We start from the raw sequence: 16,089 nt of genomic DNA on the forward strand, positions 1-16,089 counted from the left end.
CACTACAACCGCAGTGCCAGGCTTATTGATCGGAGCTGATCGCGTATGAGCGGCGCCGTGGGCTCAGCCGGAAATGCAGTCTTCCGCAGCTTTCTTCACGTCACCCGGGCGAATCGGCACATTGGACATGCTCTCGTAGAGCTTGATGCTGCTACCACTGGAGCGGTCTTCAATTTCAAAAATGGCGGATGGGTCAGCAGAAAACTTCTGCGGCACAATCACGCGCACACCTTCCTTGTGAGGCTCGATCTGCGACGGACGACGGGTCGAAGACAGCTTCTGCACCACACATGCCGCGTATTCCTGCGGTTTTTTCCCGGAGATAACCGCCAGGGTTGGCGGTGTCTGCTTGATGTCTGAAACCGAAGCACATCCACCTATTGCCAGGGCCAGAACCAATACACTCCACTTCATACAAAACCTCCGATAAAGACCCTACGACAGCGGAGATGGTATTTTTCTCCCGCCCACGTAGGATTTATCCCTGATATATCGGTAAATAACTGTTTTAAATTGTCGAAGACGTCGACGACGACCCGATAATAAACGTGCTGGGGCTGATAAACTCCATCTTAACCTACGTATCGTTCTGATTTTTCAGAAAAAGCCCTTCTGGAGACACCCCCATGAAATTCATCCACCAGCGCGAACACTTGAACGAAGGGGACATTGTCGTCATTGAATGCTCGCAGACCTGCAATATCCGCCTGATGAGCGATGCGAATTTTCGCAGCTTCAAAAATGGTGGTCGCCACACTTATCACGGTGGCGCATTCGACAAGTTTCCGGCCAAGATCACCGCGCCCAGCACCGGGTTCTGGAACATCACCCTGGATGTCGTGACGCGCCGTGCCATCAGCGTCACCCGCAAGCCGGCCTTGTCCCATAAAATCCGCATTGTCCGCCGCACCAGCACCAAACTGAGCTGATTGCGCGGCCCCAAGCCACAGGAATGACCGTGACTCAAACCACCAAATACGTCATCAAGTACAAACTCAACGGTGAACGCCGTTTCGAATTTGCCCAGTTGCACGCGGCCAGCGTCGAAGAGGCCCAAGAGGCCCTGGCGAAAATTCACGATGCCAGTGATGAAATCACTGAAATCACCGTGAGCAAGGCCCTGTAAAACCATTACCGGCGACGGAGTGATTCTGCAAGATGGACACTCATTCCACCGCCGATCTGTTCAACGACGATGCCCTGCAACAACCGGCCGGTCGTGAACAAATCGGCGAACAATCCTACGTTTTCAGAGGCTATGCCCTGCCCTGGCTTGAGCGTTTGTTGCCGGAGTTGCGCGCAGTCCTGACCCAGTCACCGTTCCGGCACATGGTCACCCCCGGCGGGTTTACCATGTCGGCAGCCCTGAGCAGTTGCGGCGAGCTGGGTTGGACCACCAGCCGCCAGGGCTATCGCTACAGCCCCATCGACCCCGAGCGCCAACTGCCCTGGCCCAAGTTGCCGGATGGGCTGCGTGAGTTGGCGATAACGGCTGCCGCCGCCGCAGGGTTTGATGGCTTTGCGCCTGACGCCTGCCTGATCAACCGCTATGTACCAGGCGCCAGGATGTCGCTGCACCAGGACAAGAACGAGCGTGACTTCAGTGCGCCCGTGGTCTCGGTGTCGCTGGGGTTGCCAGCGGTGTTTCTGTTCGGCGGCCATCAGCGCAGTGACAAGCCGCGCAAGATCTCACTGTTCCATGGCGACGTGGCGGTATGGGGCGGCGTCGATCGCCTGCGCTTTCATGGTGTGCTGCCAATCAAGGAAGGCGTGCACCCGCGCATGGGGCCACAACGGATCAACCTGACGTTTCGCGCGGCTGGCTGACCCGGTGAATTCAACCGCAAGCAACGGAGTGTCCGGCCCCACCGTAGCGATTATCCTGGCCATTGATCCCTTGCCGAGCTACTGCCATGAGCACTGAAGATGATCTGCGCTGGGCGGCCATTGTCGCCCGCGACCCCGCGGCCGACCAGGCCTTCGTCTATGGGGTCAAGACTACCGGTGTGTACTGCCGGCCCAGCAGCAGCGCACGCCAGCCGCTGCGCAAAAACGTCGAATTCTTCGACACGCCACAGCAAGCCGAAGCGGCCGGGTACCGCCCCAACAAACGTACCTCGGCCGATCAAACCCAGGTTGCACAACGCCATGCACACTTGGTCGCTGCCGCCTGCCGCCACATCGAGCAGGCCCAGACCCTGCCCTCCCTGGAAGACCTGGCCAACGGCGCCGGCTTGAGCCCGTTCCACTTTCACCGGGTGTTCAAGACCCTGACCGGGCTGACGCCAAGGGGCTACGCCCACGCCCATCGTTCACGCAAGGTGCGGGCCCACCTTCAAGACAATCAGTCGGTGACCAATGCGCTGTACGACGCAGGCTTCAACTCAAACAGCCGCTTCTATGAATCAGCCGACCAGTTACTCGGCATGAAACCCAGCGACTACAAGGCCGGTGGCACCCATAACGATATCCACTTTGCCGTCGGCGAGTGTTCCCTGGGCGCGATACTGGTGGCGCAGAGCAATCGCGGAGTCTGCGCGATCCTCCTGGGCGACGACCCGGACCAACTGGCGCGCGACCTGCAAGACCAATTCCCGCAGGCCAATGTGATCGGTGCCGACCCTGGATTTGAACAACTGATCGCCCAGGTGGTGGGGTTTATCGAAGCACCAGCCCTGGGCCTGCACCTGCCTCTGGATCTGCGCGGCACCGCTTTCCAGGAGCGGGTCTGGCAAGCACTGCGGGAAATTCCGGTGGGCAGCACCGCCAGCTATGCCGACATCGCCAAGCGTATCGGCGCACCCAGCGCCTTTCGCGCCGTGGCCCAGGCCTGTGGTGCCAATAGCCTGGCCGTGGCGATTCCCTGTCACCGCGTGGTGCGCAGCGACGGCCATCTTTCGGGCTACCGTTGGGGCGTGGAACGCAAGCAGCAGTTGCTCCAGCGCGAACGCCGCACCCCGCATGAACAGCCACCTGCGTCCAGTGAATAATACAAACTGGCCTTGCCCTGGCCGCCCCTGTTAAAAATGCCGGGCAGTCCTTCCTGAGCGTTCCACCCCTGGAGAAACGATCCATGAGCACCTGGCCAGACACCCGGATTCTTGACCTGCTGGGCATTGAACTGCCGATCATCCAGGCCCCCATGGCCGGCAGCACCAGCCCACAGATGGTGATCGCCGCCAGTGCGGCCGGCGCCTTGGGCTCGATGCCAGCGGCCACGTTGAATATCGAGCAACTGCGCCAGGCCCTGATCACCATTCGCCAGGCCAGCGACCGCCCGTTGAACGTCAACTTCTTCTGCCATCAGCCACCGACCCCCAACCCCGAGCGCGACTGCCAGTGGAAGGACCTGCTGGAGCCTTACTACCGTGAGTTGGGTGCCGACTTTGAAGCGCCCACCCCGGTCTCCAACCGCGCACCGTTCGACAATGCCAGCTGCGAGGTGGTGGAAGAGTTCCGCCCCGAAGTGGTCAGTTTTCACTTCGGCCTGCCGGAAAAAGCCCTGCTGGACCGGGTCAAGGCCACCGGGGCGAAAGTAGTGTCGTCCGCCACCACCGTCGAAGAGGCCATCTGGCTGGAACAGCATGGCTGTGACGCGATTATCGCCATGGGTTACGAGGCCGGGGGGCATCGCGGGATGTTTCTCAGCGACCGCCTTACCAGCCAGATCGGAACAATGGCCCTGGTGCCGCAAATCGTCGATGCCGTCAGCGTGCCGGTGATCGCCGCCGGTGGGATTGGCGATGCGCGGGGGATCGTCGCTGCATTCGCCCTCGGGGCTTCGGCCGTGCAGATCGGCACGGCGTATCTGTTCACGCCCGAAGCCACCATCACGCCCGCACACCGCCAGGCGCTGCACAGCGCCCAGGCCAGCGATACGGCACTGACCAATCTGTTTACCGGGCGCCCGGCGCGAGGCATTGTCAATCGGGTGATGCGCGAACTGGGACCGATCAATCCCACCGCCCCAGCGTTTCCACTGGCTGGCGGTGCTTTGATGCCATTGCGCGCCCTGGACGAGGCCGGTTTCAGCAGCCTGTGGGCCGGCCAGGCACTGCGCCTGGGGCAAGACCTGACAACCCGCGAACTGACCCTGGACCTGGCCCGGCAAGCCCTGATGCAACTCAACAAGGGTTAAGCCCCTGAGACAACTTTGCACTGTACCGACGATGGCGAACCGCTATATATTCCCGTACATAGCGATTAACGATAACAAGCCGCCACGTCGGCCCCCCCAAGGAGCTGCTTCATGATGATTCGTGCCTCACGCCTGGCCACCCTGATCGCCCTGTTCACCCTCGGCTCGGCCCATGCCGACGAAGTGCAAGTGGCGGTTGCCGCCAACTTCACCGCACCGATCCAGGCCATCGCCGCCGACTTTGAAAAAGACACCGGGCACAAACTAGTCGCCGCCTACGGGGCCACCGGGCAGTTCTATGCCCAGATCAAGAACGGCGCGCCATTTGAAGTGTTCCTCAGCGCCGACGACACCACCCCGCAAAAGCTCGAAAGCGAAGGCGACACCGTCAAGGGCTCGCGCTTCACTTACGCCGTGGGCACCCTGGCACTGTGGTCGGCCAAGGAAGGCTATGTGGATGCCAAGGGCGCTGTCCTGAAGGAAAATGACTACCAGCACCTGTCGATCGCCAACCCTAAGGCTGCACCCTACGGACTCGCCGCCACCCAGGTGCTGGCCAAGCTGGGCCTGACCGAACAGGTCAAGAGCAAACTCGTCGAAGGCCAGAACATCACCCAGGCCTATCAATTTGTGTCCACCGGCAATGCCGAGTTGGGTTTTGTCGCCTTGTCGCAGATCTATAAAGACGGCAAAGTCAGCAGCGGCTCGGCGTGGATCGTTCCCGGCCAGATGCATGACCCGATCAAACAGGACGCGGTGATTCTCAACAAAGGCAAGGACAACCCGGCCGCCAAGGCACTGGTTGACTACCTCAAGGGGCCAAAAGCTGCCGCGGTTATCAAATCCTACGGTTATCAATTGTAAATGCCGCTATCGAGTGCCGACTTCTCTGCCATTTGGCTGACCCTGAAACTGGCGTCGCTGACCACTGTGATCCTGCTGGTCATCGGCACTCCGATTGCCCTGTGGCTGTCGCACACCCGCTCATGGTGGCGCGGCCCCATCGGCGCGATCGTCGCCCTGCCGCTGGTGCTGCCTCCCACTGTGATTGGCTTCTACCTGCTGCTGACCATGGGCCCCCATGGCTACCTCGGGCAGTTCACCCAATGGCTGGGCCTGGGCACCTTGACCTTCAGCTTCGCCGGCCTGGTGATTGGCTCGGTGATCTATTCCATGCCGTTTGTGGTGCAACCGTTGCAGAACGCGTTCTCGGCCATCGGCAGCCGCCCCCTGGAAGTCGCTGCCACGTTACGGGCCAATCCCTGGGACACGTTTTTCACGGTGATCCTGCCCCTGGCCCGTCCCGGGTTTATCACCGCGTCGATCCTCGGTTTTGCCCATACCGTGGGCGAGTTCGGCGTGGTGCTGATGATCGGCGGCAATATCCCCGACAAGACCCGCGTGGTCTCGGTGCAGATCTACGATCACGTCGAAGCCATGGAATATGCACAGGCCCACTGGCTCGCCGCAGCCATGGTGGTGTTTTCTTTCCTGGTGTTGCTGGCGCTCTACTCCAGCCGTAAAACCAAGGCAGGCTGGAGCTGATGTCGATGATTGAGGTACGCCTGCAACTGAATTATTCCGGGTTTGCCCTGGACGTCGACCTACAATTGCCGGGGCGTGGCGTGACCGCGCTCTACGGGCATTCCGGCTCGGGCAAGACCACCTGCCTGCGCTGCATTGCCGGGCTGGAGCGAGCCAGCGACGGCTTTGTGCAAATCAACGATCAAGTCTGGCAAGACAGCCACAACGGCGTGTTTGTGCCACCGCACAAACGCGCCCTCGGCTATGTGTTTCAAGAGGCCAGCCTGTTTCCCCACCTGTCGGTGCTGGCCAACCTGGCGTTCGGCCTCAAGCGCATCCCCAAGGCCCAGCGCCGCGTAGACCTGGCCCAGGCCACGCAATTGCTGGGCATCGGCCACTTGCTGGATCGCCATCCACAGCATTTGTCCGGCGGCGAGCGCCAACGCGTCGGCATCGCCCGCGCCCTGCTCACCAGCCCGCAGCTATTGCTGATGGACGAGCCCCTGGCCGCACTCGACAGCCAACGCAAAGGCGAAATCCTGCCGTACCTGGAACGCCTGCACGAGCAACTGGAAATCCCGGTGCTGTATGTCAGCCATGCCCAGGATGAAGTGGCACGCCTGGCCGACCACCTTGTCCTGCTCAGTGAGGGCAAGGCCCTGGCCAGTGGCCCGATTGGCGAAACCCTGGCGCGGCTCGACCTGCCGCTGGCCCTGGGCGACGATGCTGGCGTGGTGATCAATGGCACGGTCAGTGGCCATGACGCCCACTATCAATTGCTGACCCTGCAACTGCCCGACAGCCCGCTGCAAATGCGCGTAGCCCATGCCCCGCTCGATTTGGGCAAACACCTGCGGTTCAAGGTCCGGGCACGGGATGTGAGCCTCAGCCTGCAACCCGGGGAGCACAGCAGTATCCTCAACTGCCTGCCCGTGACCGTGACCCAGGAAATCCCTGCCGATAACAGTGCGCATGTACTGGTGCGGCTCGACGCAGCGGGGACGCCGTTGCTGGCGCGGATCACCCGTTACTCGCGGGACCAATTGCAGGTGCATCCCGGCCAGGTGCTGTGGGCACAGATCAAGGCGGTCGCGGTATTGGCTTGAACGGGAAGAGGTGGGGCTGGCGATGTTTCTTGAACAACTGTAGGAGCGAGCTTGCTCGCGAAAAACTTGAGAGCGCCGCGTTTACCCTGCATACACGCGTTATCGTTCACGCCCTTCGCGAGCAAGCTCGCTCCTACAGGTGGTATTGGCCTTGCCACAGGCGTAGGAAATATGACGCAACTGCGCTAGGCTACCGGTCCTTTCCTATATCAGGACGACCGCCGACGTGAACCACTAAGCCTTCCAACATGTAAACGCAACGAGCCGCCTGGCGCGCTTGTTGGCTTGTGCCACATTGTTCTGGAGGTGCTGATGACTGACGTCAACCGGCTGCCTGTACTTGTTTCCTTGCATCACGTGGGTTTCCAGTTCGCCAATGGCGAGACGCTGCTGGAAGACCTCAACCTGTCTATCGATCACACCCCGACCGGAATTGTCGGCCGTAATGGCATGGGCAAGAGTGTGTTGGCGCGCCTGCTGGCCGGCGTGCTTCTTCCTTCCAGCGGCGTTATCAAATCCTCGGCCCGTATCGCCTATATCCCACAAACCATAGCGTTGTTGCCTGGGCAGACCGTGGCCCAGGTCAGCGGTTGCGCGCCAATCCTGGCGGCTCTTGAGCGCCTGGCCAAAGGGCAAGCGCTGCCTGAAGACCTGGAACTGATCGATGATCGCTGGGACCTGGCCGAACGCCTACGCCAGGCGCTGGACGGTGCCGGCTTGCCCGAGATCGACTTCCATCAGCCCGCCGAGCAACTCAGTGGCGGCCAACTGGCCAGGGTCGCCCTGATTGGCGCCCTGCTGTGTGCGTCGCAGTTGCTGATTCTCGACGAACCCACCAACCACCTCGACAGCGCCGGCCGCGACTGGCTGCTGGCGACCCTCGGCGCCTGGCGTGGCGCCTTGGTCGTGGTCAGCCATGACCGACACCTGCTCAACACCCTGGGGCGGATCATCGAATTGTCACCCCTCGGTGCCCGGCTGTATGGCGGCAACTACGACGACTATCGTGCGCAGCGTGATGCCGAACAGCACGCCGCCCAGGCGGCCCTGGAGCACGCCCGGTTGGATCGACGTCGCGAGCACCAGCGCCTGAAAAAGGACCTCGACAGCTTCCAGCGCCACGCTGCCAGCTCCCGTAAACATGCCGAGACCGCCAATGTCGATGCCTTCACCAAATCCAGGTGGAAAGGCGCCGCCAACGAAATCGTCAGCCACGTGCGCAGCGCCCATGTGCAGCACAAACAGGCCTTGAACGAGCGTGTGCGCTCGGCCCATGAACGAGTGATCGACGAAACGCCGACTTTCCTGGCCTTGCCCGGCATGCCACTGCCGGCGGGCCGCCAGGTCGCAACCCTGGTCGACACCCAGTTGCCCTGGCTCGATCCCCACGCGCCGAGTACCTTGATCAACGCTAGCTTGTGCGGGCCGGTTCGGGTCGCCGTCAACGGGCCGAACGGCTGCGGTAAATCCACCTTGCTCAAGCTGTTGGCCGGCCAATGGCAACCCATCAGCGGCGAATGCACGGTTCACGTGCCCTGTGCCTATCTCGACCAGCAGTTGAGCCTACTCGACGACCGCCAATCAATCGTCGAACAACTGAGACTGATGGACACACCACTGGCCGAAGCCGAACTGCGCACCCGCCTGGCCCTGTTGCACCTGGACGCCTTGCGTGTGACTCAACCCATCGGCCAACTCAGCGGCGGTGAACGCTTGAAGGCCGCCATGGCGGTTGCCTTATGGCGCAAGATCCCAGCACAACTGTTACTGTTGGACGAACCCACCAACCACCTGGACCTGGAGTCGGTCCTGGCTTTCGAACAGGCTTTGCAAGGATTTGCCGGCGCGCTGATTGCGGTCTCCCATGATGCGGCGTTTCTCAAGGCGCTCAAGCCAACTCACGTCCTGACCTGGGCAGCCTCTGGATGGCAGCTGGAGGTGAATTGAAGGATGTGCCAGGTCATTGCAGTCCGCAGGAAAGCGTCCTACGGTAGTGGCCGGATAATCTCATTGAGGAACCTCTCGCCGTGCTGCCCTCCTCCCCTAAACCCATGGTCAATGCCGCCCTGCAACACCAGCACAAATGGCGCGGCCGCATCGGGCTGGCGCTGGTGGCCAGCCTTTCGGTGCTGGCCGGCATGACCGACGCCATCGGCTTTATGGCCAGTGGCGACTTTGTCTCGTTCATGAGCGGCAACACCACCCGGCTGGCAGTGGCAATCAGTGAAGGCGACCTGGGGCTGACCGGTCGCCTGACGCTGCTGGTGGCGACGTTTATTCTGGGGAACGCACTGGGCGTGATCATCAGCCGTCTCAGCAAGCGCCACGCGTTGCCGCTGTTGCTGTGTATTGCCACGCTGTTGTGCGGGGCAGCGGCGTGGCCGATGACCGAGCAGTTGCCGGCCGTGCTCGCCGCAATCATTGCTATGGGCATGCTCAATGCGGCGGTGGAACAGGTCAATGGCCTGCCCGTGGGGCTGACTTATGTGACCGGCGCGTTGTCGCGTTTCGGTCGCGGGCTGGGGCGCTGGATGCTGGGGGAGCGGCGCAATGGCTGGCGTGTCCAGTTGATTCCCTGGGCCGGGATGTTTGTCGGCGCGGTGATCGGCGCCTTGCTGGAGCATCAGATGGGGATCAAGGCACTGCTGGTCAGCGGCCTGCTGTCGGCGCTGCTGGGCCTGGCGTCGCTGAAGATTCCCAGGCGCTGGCACTTGGGGTATATGCCACGCTGAAAAGGTGCTTGCCCGACATTAAGGCCTCGACGTCCATGTACTGGTAAAGAGCCATCATGTCGGGCAAGCGCAGGCATTTTAAGGCAAAGCCGGCGGTGTGTCCGCCGGGTATTTCTGAAGAAATCTAAGGAAACAACTTACAGGCAGGTCGCCAAGGCTGCCAGGCGACGCTTGGTGGCCCAATTGTCCTCGGCGGCGTAGTAACGGACCGTGGTGCTGGTACCAGCACTCTGTACATCGACAAAGTAGTTACCGCCCGTGGTGTAGACCGTATGGCCACCGCCTTGCGCTGGCTCCATGAAGCCGCCGGCATCGACGCCGAACACCGCCTCGTCCTGCCAGCCGAACTGAATGCACTGGGCGACAACCAGCGCGGCCTTGTCGGAAGCCAGGGTTTTATAGGGCGCGCCAGAGCGTGCGTCTTTCATCTTCGAACCTGCGCAACCGGCCAGCGCCGCCAGGACCAACGCACCTATCACCACCTTCCGCATGCCATCGCTTCCTTGAAAAAAACGCGACTGTACCACTGCCTACAACAACCAGCGAAACAGATAGAACAGCGCCATGCTCAACAACACCGTGATCAATACGCTGCGGGTCCAGAACATCAGGGCCACCGCACAGATACCGGCCAGCAGATAGGGGTTGGTGGGGTTCAGGTTGAGCTTGTGCTCGGCCAGGAAGATGATCGGCCCACAAATCGCCGTCAACATACCCGGCACCGCGAACCCGAGAAACTCCCGCGCGCCGCGATTCAGGCGCACTGGCAAACGCGGTTCCAAAAACAGGTAACGATTGAAAAACACCGCCAGGCCCATGCCGATAATCATCACAAAAATCATCGCTGCCCCACTCCCAAGCGTTTGCAGGCATACCCTGCGCTCATCCCCAGCAACCCCGACACCACCACCGCCGACTCCCAGTGCCAGTAGCTGAGCAGCACTGAGAACAGCAAGGCCACCGCCACGCACACCACCGTCGGCACATCGCGCACTACCGGGGTGATCAAGGCGATAAAGGTCGCGGCGATGGAGAACTCCAGGCCCAGTTGATCCAAATTGGGGATGCTCTTGCCGAGGACGATACCGGCCAGGGTAAACAGGTTCCAGGCCACGTAGAACGTCAGGCCCACCCCCAGGGCATACCAGCGGTTGAAGGTCTGGCGGTCGTACTGGCTGACCAGGGCGAAGAACTCGTCGGTCAGCAAAAAGCCCAGGCTCATGCGCCACCGCGCCGGCAAGGGCGACAGCGTTGCGCGCATATGCATGCCATACAGCAAGTGCTGGGAGGTCAGCAGCAAGGTGGTGAGCAAAATGGCGATCAGGCTGGCACCACTCTTGACCATGCCAATCGCCACCAACTGCGCGGCACCGGCAAACACAATGGCCGACAGGCCCTGGCTTTCCAACGGGGTGAACTGGGCGTCAATCGCCAGGGAACCGGCCAGCAGGCCCCACGGGGCACAGGCCAACGACAGAGGAATGATCGCAATCGCACCACGGGCGAAAGCGTAATGCGGCAAGGCAGTAGGCATGGACAACAGGCTCATCGACAGACAGTCGACAAGCATGGCAGCGCCCGCCAGGATTGTCTTGAACGATCTTGCAGTGGGCAACACTCCTGCACAGGGAAGGAATGTTGCCCGCCGGATTTACTGCTGCAGGGCCGTCGCCGCCTTGTCAATAAATGCCGCCACTTCACCTGGCCTGGAGGCCAGCGAGGCGTGACTGGCGTCCAGGGTGAGAGTCTCCCGGGGCTTGATGCGCGCGGCCATGCGCACCTGGTTATCGGGGTGAATCATGTGGTCCTGGGTGGACACCTGATACCACGACGGTTTGTTCTTCCACGCTGGGTTGCTGACTTCATCGCCGAAGGTACTGGCCAGCGGTGCCTTCTGCGTGATGCCCAGCACATCGCCCTCCGATTGCGATAAGTCCTGGCAGAAACTTTCATGGAACAGCTCGGGCTTGACCCACAGGTAGCCATCGCTGTCCGGGACCAGGTTGGCGGCAGCCTTGGGCAAATGCGCCTGGGTGATTGCGCCCGGGCTTTCCCCCGCATCCGGAGCAAAGGCGGCAATGAACACCAGGCCCTGGACGTTGGGTTCGTTGCCCGCCTGGGAAATGACCGCCCCGCCATAGGAATGCCCGACCAACAACACCGGCCCCTTGATCTGGGCCACCATCTTGCGCGTGCGTTCGGCGTCGTCGGCCAGTGAGGTCAGGGGGATTTCCACCGCGTGCACGTCGCGATAGCCCTTTTTCTGCAGCTCGACGATCACTCGACTCCAATGCGCTGCGCCGCCCCAAAAGCCGTGTACCAGGACAATTGCCGGTTTTTCACTCATTCGATGACTTCCTGTGGTTTGAGCATGAAGGTCTCACGGACAACCGTGACCCTGCCCAGTGTCGACGCAGCCGACGCAATCGTCACCCCCCAGTCGCTGGACGGTCACGCGCCGCTATATCAGGCGAGTTTGACCGACACTCGCTCTACCGCATCCCGGGCTTCACGCAGTTCGTGGGCATCCTGGTTAAGGCGGTGGATGGTGTTGAGCAGGCGCTGGCGCAGCACTTCATCACTGAGTTTTTCGACGGCACGCATCAAGTCGAAGGCCGCGGTTTCGTTGTTGTCCGCGACAGAATCGAGGGTCTTGCGCAGATTGCGAGTGGCACGGGTCACACCGTTACTTCCTTTATCACCAATGGCGGGCACTTTAGGACAGTTGTGTTTCAGTTTAATTTCAACCACTTGGCAGCAATGCCCAAGGCGTTGATCCAGATCAACAGGATCTGGGCTTGCCCAATACATATGAATATCCGTATATTCGAATAAGCATATATAGAGCTACGACAATCATGACTGATCTTTTCTCTCCTCCCGATGTATTCAAATGCCTGGCCGATGCGACCCGCACCAGGCTGGCCTTGTTGATCCTGCGCGAAGGCGAACTGTGCGTCTGCGAACTGATCCATGCCCTGGATGACAGCCAGCCGAAAATTTCACGGCATTTGGCACAACTGCGCAGTTGCGGGCTGCTGGTAGACCGTCGCCAGGGCCAGTGGATCTACTACCGCCTCAACCCGCAATTGCCGCACTGGGTGAGTACGGTGCTGGAGACCACCTTGCACGCCAATCAGCCCTGGCTGCAAAACGACGCGCAGCGCCTCGATGCAATGGGCGACCGACCACAACGAGCCAGCACCTGCTGCTGACCCCTGGAGAAGAGCCTCATGCTGATCGCAGCCGCGATTTTTCTAGTCACCATTGTGCTGGTCATCTGGCAACCCAAAGGCCTGGGCGTGGGCTGGAGCGCCTCCATCGGTGCGATCCTCGCCCTGGCCTGCGGGGTTATCAGCCTGGCAGACATCCCGGTGGTGTGGCAGATCATCTGGAATGCCACCGGCACCTTTGTCGCATTGATCATCATCAGCCTGATCCTCGACGAGGCTGGTTTTTTCGCCTGGACCGCGTTGCACGTTGCACGCTGGGGGCGTGGCCATGGCCGTCGCCTGTTTGCCTATATGGTGCTGCTGGGAGCGCTGGTCTCGGCACTGTTCGCCAATGACGGGGCGGCCCTGATCCTGACGCCGATTGTCATGTCGATGCTCCTGGCGTTGCGCTTCTCCCCAGCGACGACCCTGGCGTTCGTGATGGGCGCAGGCTTTATCGCTGACACCGCCAGCCTGCCGCTGGTGGTGTCCAACCTGGTGAACATCGTCTCGGCGGACTACTTCAAGATCGGCTTCAACGAGTACGCGGCGATCATGGTGCCGGTCAACCTGGTCAGCGTCGCCGCGACCCTGGCGGTGCTGCTGTGGTTCTTCCGACGTGATATCCCACAAAGCTATGACCCTGCCGACCTGCCCGAACCGGCCAGCGCCATCCATGATCCAGCGACCTTCCACGCCGCGTGGTGGGTGCTGGGCATCTTGCTGATCGGCTGCTTTGCCCTGGAGCCGCTGGGCATTCCCATCAGTGCCATCTCGGCCGCTTGCGCCCTGCTACTGCTGGTCATCGCCGCCAAAGGCCACAGGATTTCCACGCGCAAGGTGCTCAAGGAAGCCCCCTGGCAGATCGTGGTTTTCTCCTTGGGGATGTACCTGGTGGTGTATGGCCTGCGCAACGCCGGCCTGACCACTTACCTGGCCACCTGGCTCAACACCTTCGCCGATTACGGCGTGTGGGGCGCGGCGCTGGGCACCGGGTTGCTGACGGCGCTGCTGTCTTCGGTGATGAACAACCTGCCGACCGTGCTGATCGGTGCACTGTCCATCGAAGCCAGCCATGCCGTGGGCGTGGTCAAGGACGCGATGATCTACGCCAATGTGATCGGCAGCGACCTGGGCCCGAAAATCACCCCTATCGGCAGCCTGGCGACACTGCTCTGGCTGCACATTCTGGCGCGCAAAGGCATTCGTATCACCTGGGGCTATTACTTCAAGGTCGGCATCGTCCTGACCCTGCCGGTGCTATTGATCACCCTGGCCGCGCTGGCCCTGCGCCTGAGCCTTTAACGGAGAGTTGTCATGAAAGTCCTGTTCATCTGCACCGCCAACAGCTGCCGCAGCATCCTCAGCGAAGCCCTGTTCAACCACCTGGCCCTACAAGGGTTCCACGCCGTCAGTTCCGGCAGCGTTCCCAAGGGCCAGGTGCTACCCCGCACCTTGAGCACATTACAAACTGCCGGCATCCGCACCGAAGGTTTGTACAGCAAAGGCAATGACGCGTTTGAAGGCAGCCCGCCAGACATTGTGATCAGCGTGTGCGACAAAGCCGCCGCCGAAGCCTGCCCGGTGTACTTCGGCCCGGCGATCAAGGCGCACTGGGGGCTTGAAGACCCATCGGACAAAAGCGGCGATGAGGCGCATATGGATGCCGCTTTCCAGGCCACTCTAAAGATCATCGAAGCCCGCTGTCGGGCGCTGTTCGCCCTCCCGTTCAGCCGCCTCGACGCGGCACAGGTCAAGGCTGAACTTGATCGAATCGGCCTGTTGTAAACGGAGAATGTCATGACCACCCTGCCCAACCTCGACCTCACACTGCTCACGCCACTGCACACGGATGCCGAACAACGACCACGGATTCTCCTGCTGTATGGTTCCAATCGCGCGCGCTCTTTCAGCCGATTACTGGTGGAAGAAGCCGCACGCGTGCTTCAGCATCTGGGCGCCGACGCGCGGATCTTCAACCCGTCGGGCCTGCCAATGCCCGACGACGCCCCGGATGACCATCCAAAAGTCCAGGAGCTATTGGCCCTTATGCAGTGGTCCGAAGGCCAGGTGTGGTGCTCGCCAGAACGTCACGGCTCCATGTCGGCAGTGTTCAAGGCGCAAATCGACTGGGTGCCCCTGGCACTGGGCGCCATCCGCCCAACCCAGGGCAAGACACTGGCGGTGATGCAAGTCTGCGGCGGGTCGCAGTCATTCAACACCGTCAACCAGCTGCGCGTACTGGGGCGTTGGATGCGGATGCTGACCATCCCCAACCAGTCATCCGTGCCCAAGGCTTTCATGGAGTTCGATGAACAGGACCGGATGAAGCCTTCCGCTCTATATGATCGGGTCGTGGATGTCATGGAGGAACTGATCAAGTTCACCCTGCTGGTGCGTGAGCGTCCGGACCTGGTGCAGCGCTATTCCGAGCGCAAGGAGGATGCGCAGGCGCTCTCTGAACGGGTCAATCAGCGGTCGATTTGAACGCCGCTGAACGCGTATGCTTTGCAGCAACCGCCGCCACTGAGCCCGTCCCATGAGTTCCTCGCACCACACCTGGCTGGGCGATTACGAAATCAGCAGCACCACCTGCAGCGGCCTGACGTTTGCCCGCCACAGCCACGACGAGTGCGTGATTGGCGTCAACCTGATCGGTGAGGAAAAGGTCTGGCTGGACCGCCGCACCTTCGAGGCCGGGCCCGGCAGTATCACCCTGTATAACCCCGGGCAGATCCAGGGCGGCGGCGCGGCCCAGGGTGCGCCCTGGCACTTTGTCAGTCTGTACGCCGGGGCTGACCGCCTGGCCTCCGACCTGGGGCTGGCGCACCTGGAGTTTGATCGCGCATTGTGTTTTGCCCCGGCTTTGGCGGCGCAACTGGCGCAGGCCGCCAAGGGCGCATTGAATGTCGACCCACTGGTGCGCGAACTGAACGAAGAGGCGCTGGTGCTGCTGCTGGGCGATGTGGTCAGGCTCAGCGGTGTGCGCTTGCCGGGTGGCGCCAGTGCGGGGACAAGCATGGTCGCCCGAGCCCAGGAACTGCTCGCCGCGCAGTTGCATCAGAGCGTGGCACTGGACGCACTGGGTAACGCCTTGGGCCTGTCGAAATTCCACGTCTTGCGCACGTTCCAGAAAGAAACCGGCCTGAGCCCCCGCCAGTGGGCCATGCAACTGCGCACCCGCCGTGCAAAAGGTTTGCTGCGCAGCGGCTTGAACGCCGCCGACGTCGCCCATGACCTGGGCTTTGCCGACCAGAGCCATCTCAACCGGCACTTTCGCGCGGCCTATGGCATGACTCCTGGCCGCTATCAGAGCGCAATCGGGTCCAAGACAACTCCACTTCCCCGGCATCAGACTGGCCCCATTACCGGTTAAT

The 16,089-nt window shown here is 61.4% G+C and carries 21 protein-coding genes; 15 read left to right on the plus strand and 6 right to left on the minus strand.

What is annotated here, in order from left to right:
* Positions 1-63: 63 nt before the first annotated feature.
* Entirely contained in the window at positions 64-414 is a 351-nt protein-coding gene (locus H097_RS14760) for a hypothetical protein (protein ID WP_029294633.1), read from the minus strand.
* Between the two features lie 212 nt (positions 415-626).
* Here H097_RS14760 and H097_RS14765 point away from each other — a divergent pair, with 212 nt between their 5' ends.
* From H097_RS14765 to H097_RS14805, 10 genes are all read left to right on the plus strand, one after another.
* The gene (locus tag H097_RS14765; RefSeq protein WP_003173824.1) at positions 627-929 is read left to right on the plus strand and encodes a DUF1883 domain-containing protein; all 303 of its coding nucleotides are present in this window, start codon (positions 627-629) and stop codon (positions 927-929) included.
* A gap of 29 nt (positions 930-958) precedes the next feature.
* Complete coding sequence (locus tag H097_RS28430; RefSeq protein ID WP_090293131.1) at positions 959-1,126, plus strand: hypothetical protein; 168 nt, start codon at positions 959-961, stop codon at positions 1,124-1,126.
* A 32-nt stretch (positions 1,127-1,158) separates the two neighbouring features.
* On the plus strand, positions 1,159-1,827 hold the full coding sequence (gene alkB, locus H097_RS14770; RefSeq protein ID WP_032860612.1) for a DNA oxidative demethylase AlkB: 669 nt from the start codon (positions 1,159-1,161) through the stop codon (positions 1,825-1,827).
* Between the two features lie 86 nt (positions 1,828-1,913).
* Entirely contained in the window at positions 1,914-2,990 is a 1,077-nt protein-coding gene (ada, locus tag H097_RS14775) for a bifunctional DNA-binding transcriptional regulator/O6-methylguanine-DNA methyltransferase Ada (RefSeq protein WP_032860613.1), read from the plus strand.
* An 83-nt stretch (positions 2,991-3,073) separates the two neighbouring features.
* The gene (locus H097_RS14780) at positions 3,074-4,138 is read left to right on the plus strand and encodes a nitronate monooxygenase (RefSeq protein ID WP_032860614.1); all 1,065 of its coding nucleotides are present in this window, start codon (positions 3,074-3,076) and stop codon (positions 4,136-4,138) included.
* Positions 4,139-4,249: 111 nt separating this feature from the next.
* Entirely contained in the window at positions 4,250-5,002 is a 753-nt protein-coding gene (gene modA / locus H097_RS14785; protein ID WP_032860615.1) for a molybdate ABC transporter substrate-binding protein, read from the plus strand.
* Positions 5,003-5,683, plus strand: a complete 681-nt coding sequence (gene modB, locus H097_RS14790) for a molybdate ABC transporter permease subunit (protein WP_032860616.1) — start codon at positions 5,003-5,005, stop codon at positions 5,681-5,683. It begins immediately after the preceding gene.
* 5 nt (positions 5,684-5,688) lie between these two features.
* Positions 5,689-6,768, plus strand: a complete 1,080-nt coding sequence (gene modC / locus H097_RS14795) for a molybdenum ABC transporter ATP-binding protein (protein ID WP_032860727.1) — start codon at positions 5,689-5,691, stop codon at positions 6,766-6,768.
* A gap of 312 nt (positions 6,769-7,080) precedes the next feature.
* On the plus strand, positions 7,081-8,715 hold the full coding sequence (locus tag H097_RS14800; protein WP_032860617.1) for an ABC-F family ATP-binding cassette domain-containing protein: 1,635 nt from the start codon (positions 7,081-7,083) through the stop codon (positions 8,713-8,715).
* Between the two features lie 80 nt (positions 8,716-8,795).
* Positions 8,796-9,500, plus strand: a complete 705-nt coding sequence (locus H097_RS14805; RefSeq protein ID WP_032860618.1) for a YoaK family protein — start codon at positions 8,796-8,798, stop codon at positions 9,498-9,500.
* Positions 9,501-9,637: 137 nt separating this feature from the next.
* Here H097_RS14805 and H097_RS14810 read toward each other — a convergent pair whose 3' ends face one another.
* From H097_RS14810 to H097_RS14830, 5 genes are all read right to left on the minus strand, one after another.
* Positions 9,638-9,991, minus strand: coding sequence for a hypothetical protein (locus tag H097_RS14810; RefSeq protein ID WP_032860619.1), 354 nt, complete (start codon positions 9,989-9,991; stop codon positions 9,638-9,640).
* 39 nt (positions 9,992-10,030) lie between these two features.
* Positions 10,031-10,342: an AzlD domain-containing protein gene (locus H097_RS14815; RefSeq protein ID WP_032860621.1), complete on the minus strand. Its 312-nt coding sequence runs from the start codon at positions 10,340-10,342 to the stop codon at positions 10,031-10,033.
* Positions 10,339-11,034, minus strand: coding sequence for an AzlC family ABC transporter permease (locus H097_RS14820; protein WP_032860728.1), 696 nt, complete (start codon positions 11,032-11,034; stop codon positions 10,339-10,341). Before H097_RS14820 ends, H097_RS14815 begins: the two co-directional genes overlap by 4 nt.
* Before the next feature lie 117 nt (positions 11,035-11,151).
* On the minus strand, positions 11,152-11,847 hold the full coding sequence (locus tag H097_RS14825; RefSeq protein ID WP_032860622.1) for an alpha/beta hydrolase: 696 nt from the start codon (positions 11,845-11,847) through the stop codon (positions 11,152-11,154).
* A 119-nt stretch (positions 11,848-11,966) separates the two neighbouring features.
* Positions 11,967-12,182, minus strand: a complete 216-nt coding sequence (locus H097_RS14830) for a hypothetical protein (RefSeq protein WP_003212603.1) — start codon at positions 12,180-12,182, stop codon at positions 11,967-11,969.
* A gap of 176 nt (positions 12,183-12,358) precedes the next feature.
* Between H097_RS14830 and H097_RS14835 the strand changes: the two genes are divergently transcribed.
* The 5 genes from H097_RS14835 to H097_RS14855 are packed head-to-tail and all read left to right on the plus strand — an operon-like array spanning position 12,359 to position 16,088.
* The gene (locus tag H097_RS14835; protein ID WP_032860624.1) at positions 12,359-12,715 is read left to right on the plus strand and encodes a metalloregulator ArsR/SmtB family transcription factor; all 357 of its coding nucleotides are present in this window, start codon (positions 12,359-12,361) and stop codon (positions 12,713-12,715) included.
* Positions 12,716-12,733: 18 nt separating this feature from the next.
* A complete protein-coding gene (locus H097_RS14840; protein ID WP_032860626.1) occupies positions 12,734-14,017 on the plus strand; it encodes an arsenic transporter in 1,284 nt (427 codons plus the stop codon).
* Between the two features lie 12 nt (positions 14,018-14,029).
* Positions 14,030-14,500: an arsenate reductase ArsC gene (locus tag H097_RS14845; RefSeq protein ID WP_032860628.1), complete on the plus strand. Its 471-nt coding sequence runs from the start codon at positions 14,030-14,032 to the stop codon at positions 14,498-14,500.
* 12 nt (positions 14,501-14,512) lie between these two features.
* The gene (arsH, locus tag H097_RS14850) at positions 14,513-15,199 is read left to right on the plus strand and encodes an arsenical resistance protein ArsH (protein WP_032860629.1); all 687 of its coding nucleotides are present in this window, start codon (positions 14,513-14,515) and stop codon (positions 15,197-15,199) included.
* A 52-nt stretch (positions 15,200-15,251) separates the two neighbouring features.
* Entirely contained in the window at positions 15,252-16,088 is an 837-nt protein-coding gene (locus tag H097_RS14855; RefSeq protein WP_050593364.1) for an AraC family transcriptional regulator, read from the plus strand.
* Position 16,089: the final 1 nt, after the last annotated feature.

The sequence above is a fragment of the Pseudomonas sp. FH4 genome, assembly GCF_000510915.2.
Lineage (GTDB): Bacteria > Pseudomonadota > Gammaproteobacteria > Pseudomonadales > Pseudomonadaceae > Aquipseudomonas > Aquipseudomonas brenneri.

What these genes read in the sequence shown, in the direction of transcription:
- H097_RS14760 (WP_029294633.1), bottom strand. Translation starts at nt 414, where the DNA reads ATGAAGTGGAGTGTATTGGTTCTGGCCCTGGCAATAGGTGGATGTGCT.
- H097_RS14765 (WP_003173824.1), top strand. Translation starts at nt 627, where the DNA reads ATGAAATTCATCCACCAGCGCGAACACTTGAACGAAGGGGACATTGTC.
- alkB (WP_032860612.1), top strand. Translation starts at nt 1,159, where the DNA reads ATGGACACTCATTCCACCGCCGATCTGTTCAACGACGATGCCCTGCAA.
- ada (WP_032860613.1), top strand. Translation starts at nt 1,914, where the DNA reads ATGAGCACTGAAGATGATCTGCGCTGGGCGGCCATTGTCGCCCGCGAC.
- H097_RS14780 (WP_032860614.1), top strand. Translation starts at nt 3,074, where the DNA reads ATGAGCACCTGGCCAGACACCCGGATTCTTGACCTGCTGGGCATTGAA.
- modA (WP_032860615.1), top strand. Translation starts at nt 4,250, where the DNA reads ATGATGATTCGTGCCTCACGCCTGGCCACCCTGATCGCCCTGTTCACC.
- modB (WP_032860616.1), top strand. Translation starts at nt 5,003, where the DNA reads ATGCCGCTATCGAGTGCCGACTTCTCTGCCATTTGGCTGACCCTGAAA.
- modC (WP_032860727.1), top strand. Translation starts at nt 5,689, where the DNA reads ATGATTGAGGTACGCCTGCAACTGAATTATTCCGGGTTTGCCCTGGAC.
- H097_RS14800 (WP_032860617.1), top strand. Translation starts at nt 7,081, where the DNA reads ATGACTGACGTCAACCGGCTGCCTGTACTTGTTTCCTTGCATCACGTG.
- H097_RS14810 (WP_032860619.1), bottom strand. Translation starts at nt 9,991, where the DNA reads ATGCGGAAGGTGGTGATAGGTGCGTTGGTCCTGGCGGCGCTGGCCGGT.
- H097_RS14815 (WP_032860621.1), bottom strand. Translation starts at nt 10,342, where the DNA reads ATGATTTTTGTGATGATTATCGGCATGGGCCTGGCGGTGTTTTTCAAT.
- H097_RS14820 (WP_032860728.1), bottom strand. Translation starts at nt 11,034, where the DNA reads ATGCCTACTGCCTTGCCGCATTACGCTTTCGCCCGTGGTGCGATTGCG.
- H097_RS14825 (WP_032860622.1), bottom strand. Translation starts at nt 11,847, where the DNA reads ATGAGTGAAAAACCGGCAATTGTCCTGGTACACGGCTTTTGGGGCGGC.
- H097_RS14835 (WP_032860624.1), top strand. Translation starts at nt 12,359, where the DNA reads ATGACTGATCTTTTCTCTCCTCCCGATGTATTCAAATGCCTGGCCGAT.
- H097_RS14840 (WP_032860626.1), top strand. Translation starts at nt 12,734, where the DNA reads ATGCTGATCGCAGCCGCGATTTTTCTAGTCACCATTGTGCTGGTCATC.
- H097_RS14845 (WP_032860628.1), top strand. Translation starts at nt 14,030, where the DNA reads ATGAAAGTCCTGTTCATCTGCACCGCCAACAGCTGCCGCAGCATCCTC.
- arsH (WP_032860629.1), top strand. Translation starts at nt 14,513, where the DNA reads ATGACCACCCTGCCCAACCTCGACCTCACACTGCTCACGCCACTGCAC.
- H097_RS14855 (WP_050593364.1), top strand. Translation starts at nt 15,252, where the DNA reads ATGAGTTCCTCGCACCACACCTGGCTGGGCGATTACGAAATCAGCAGC.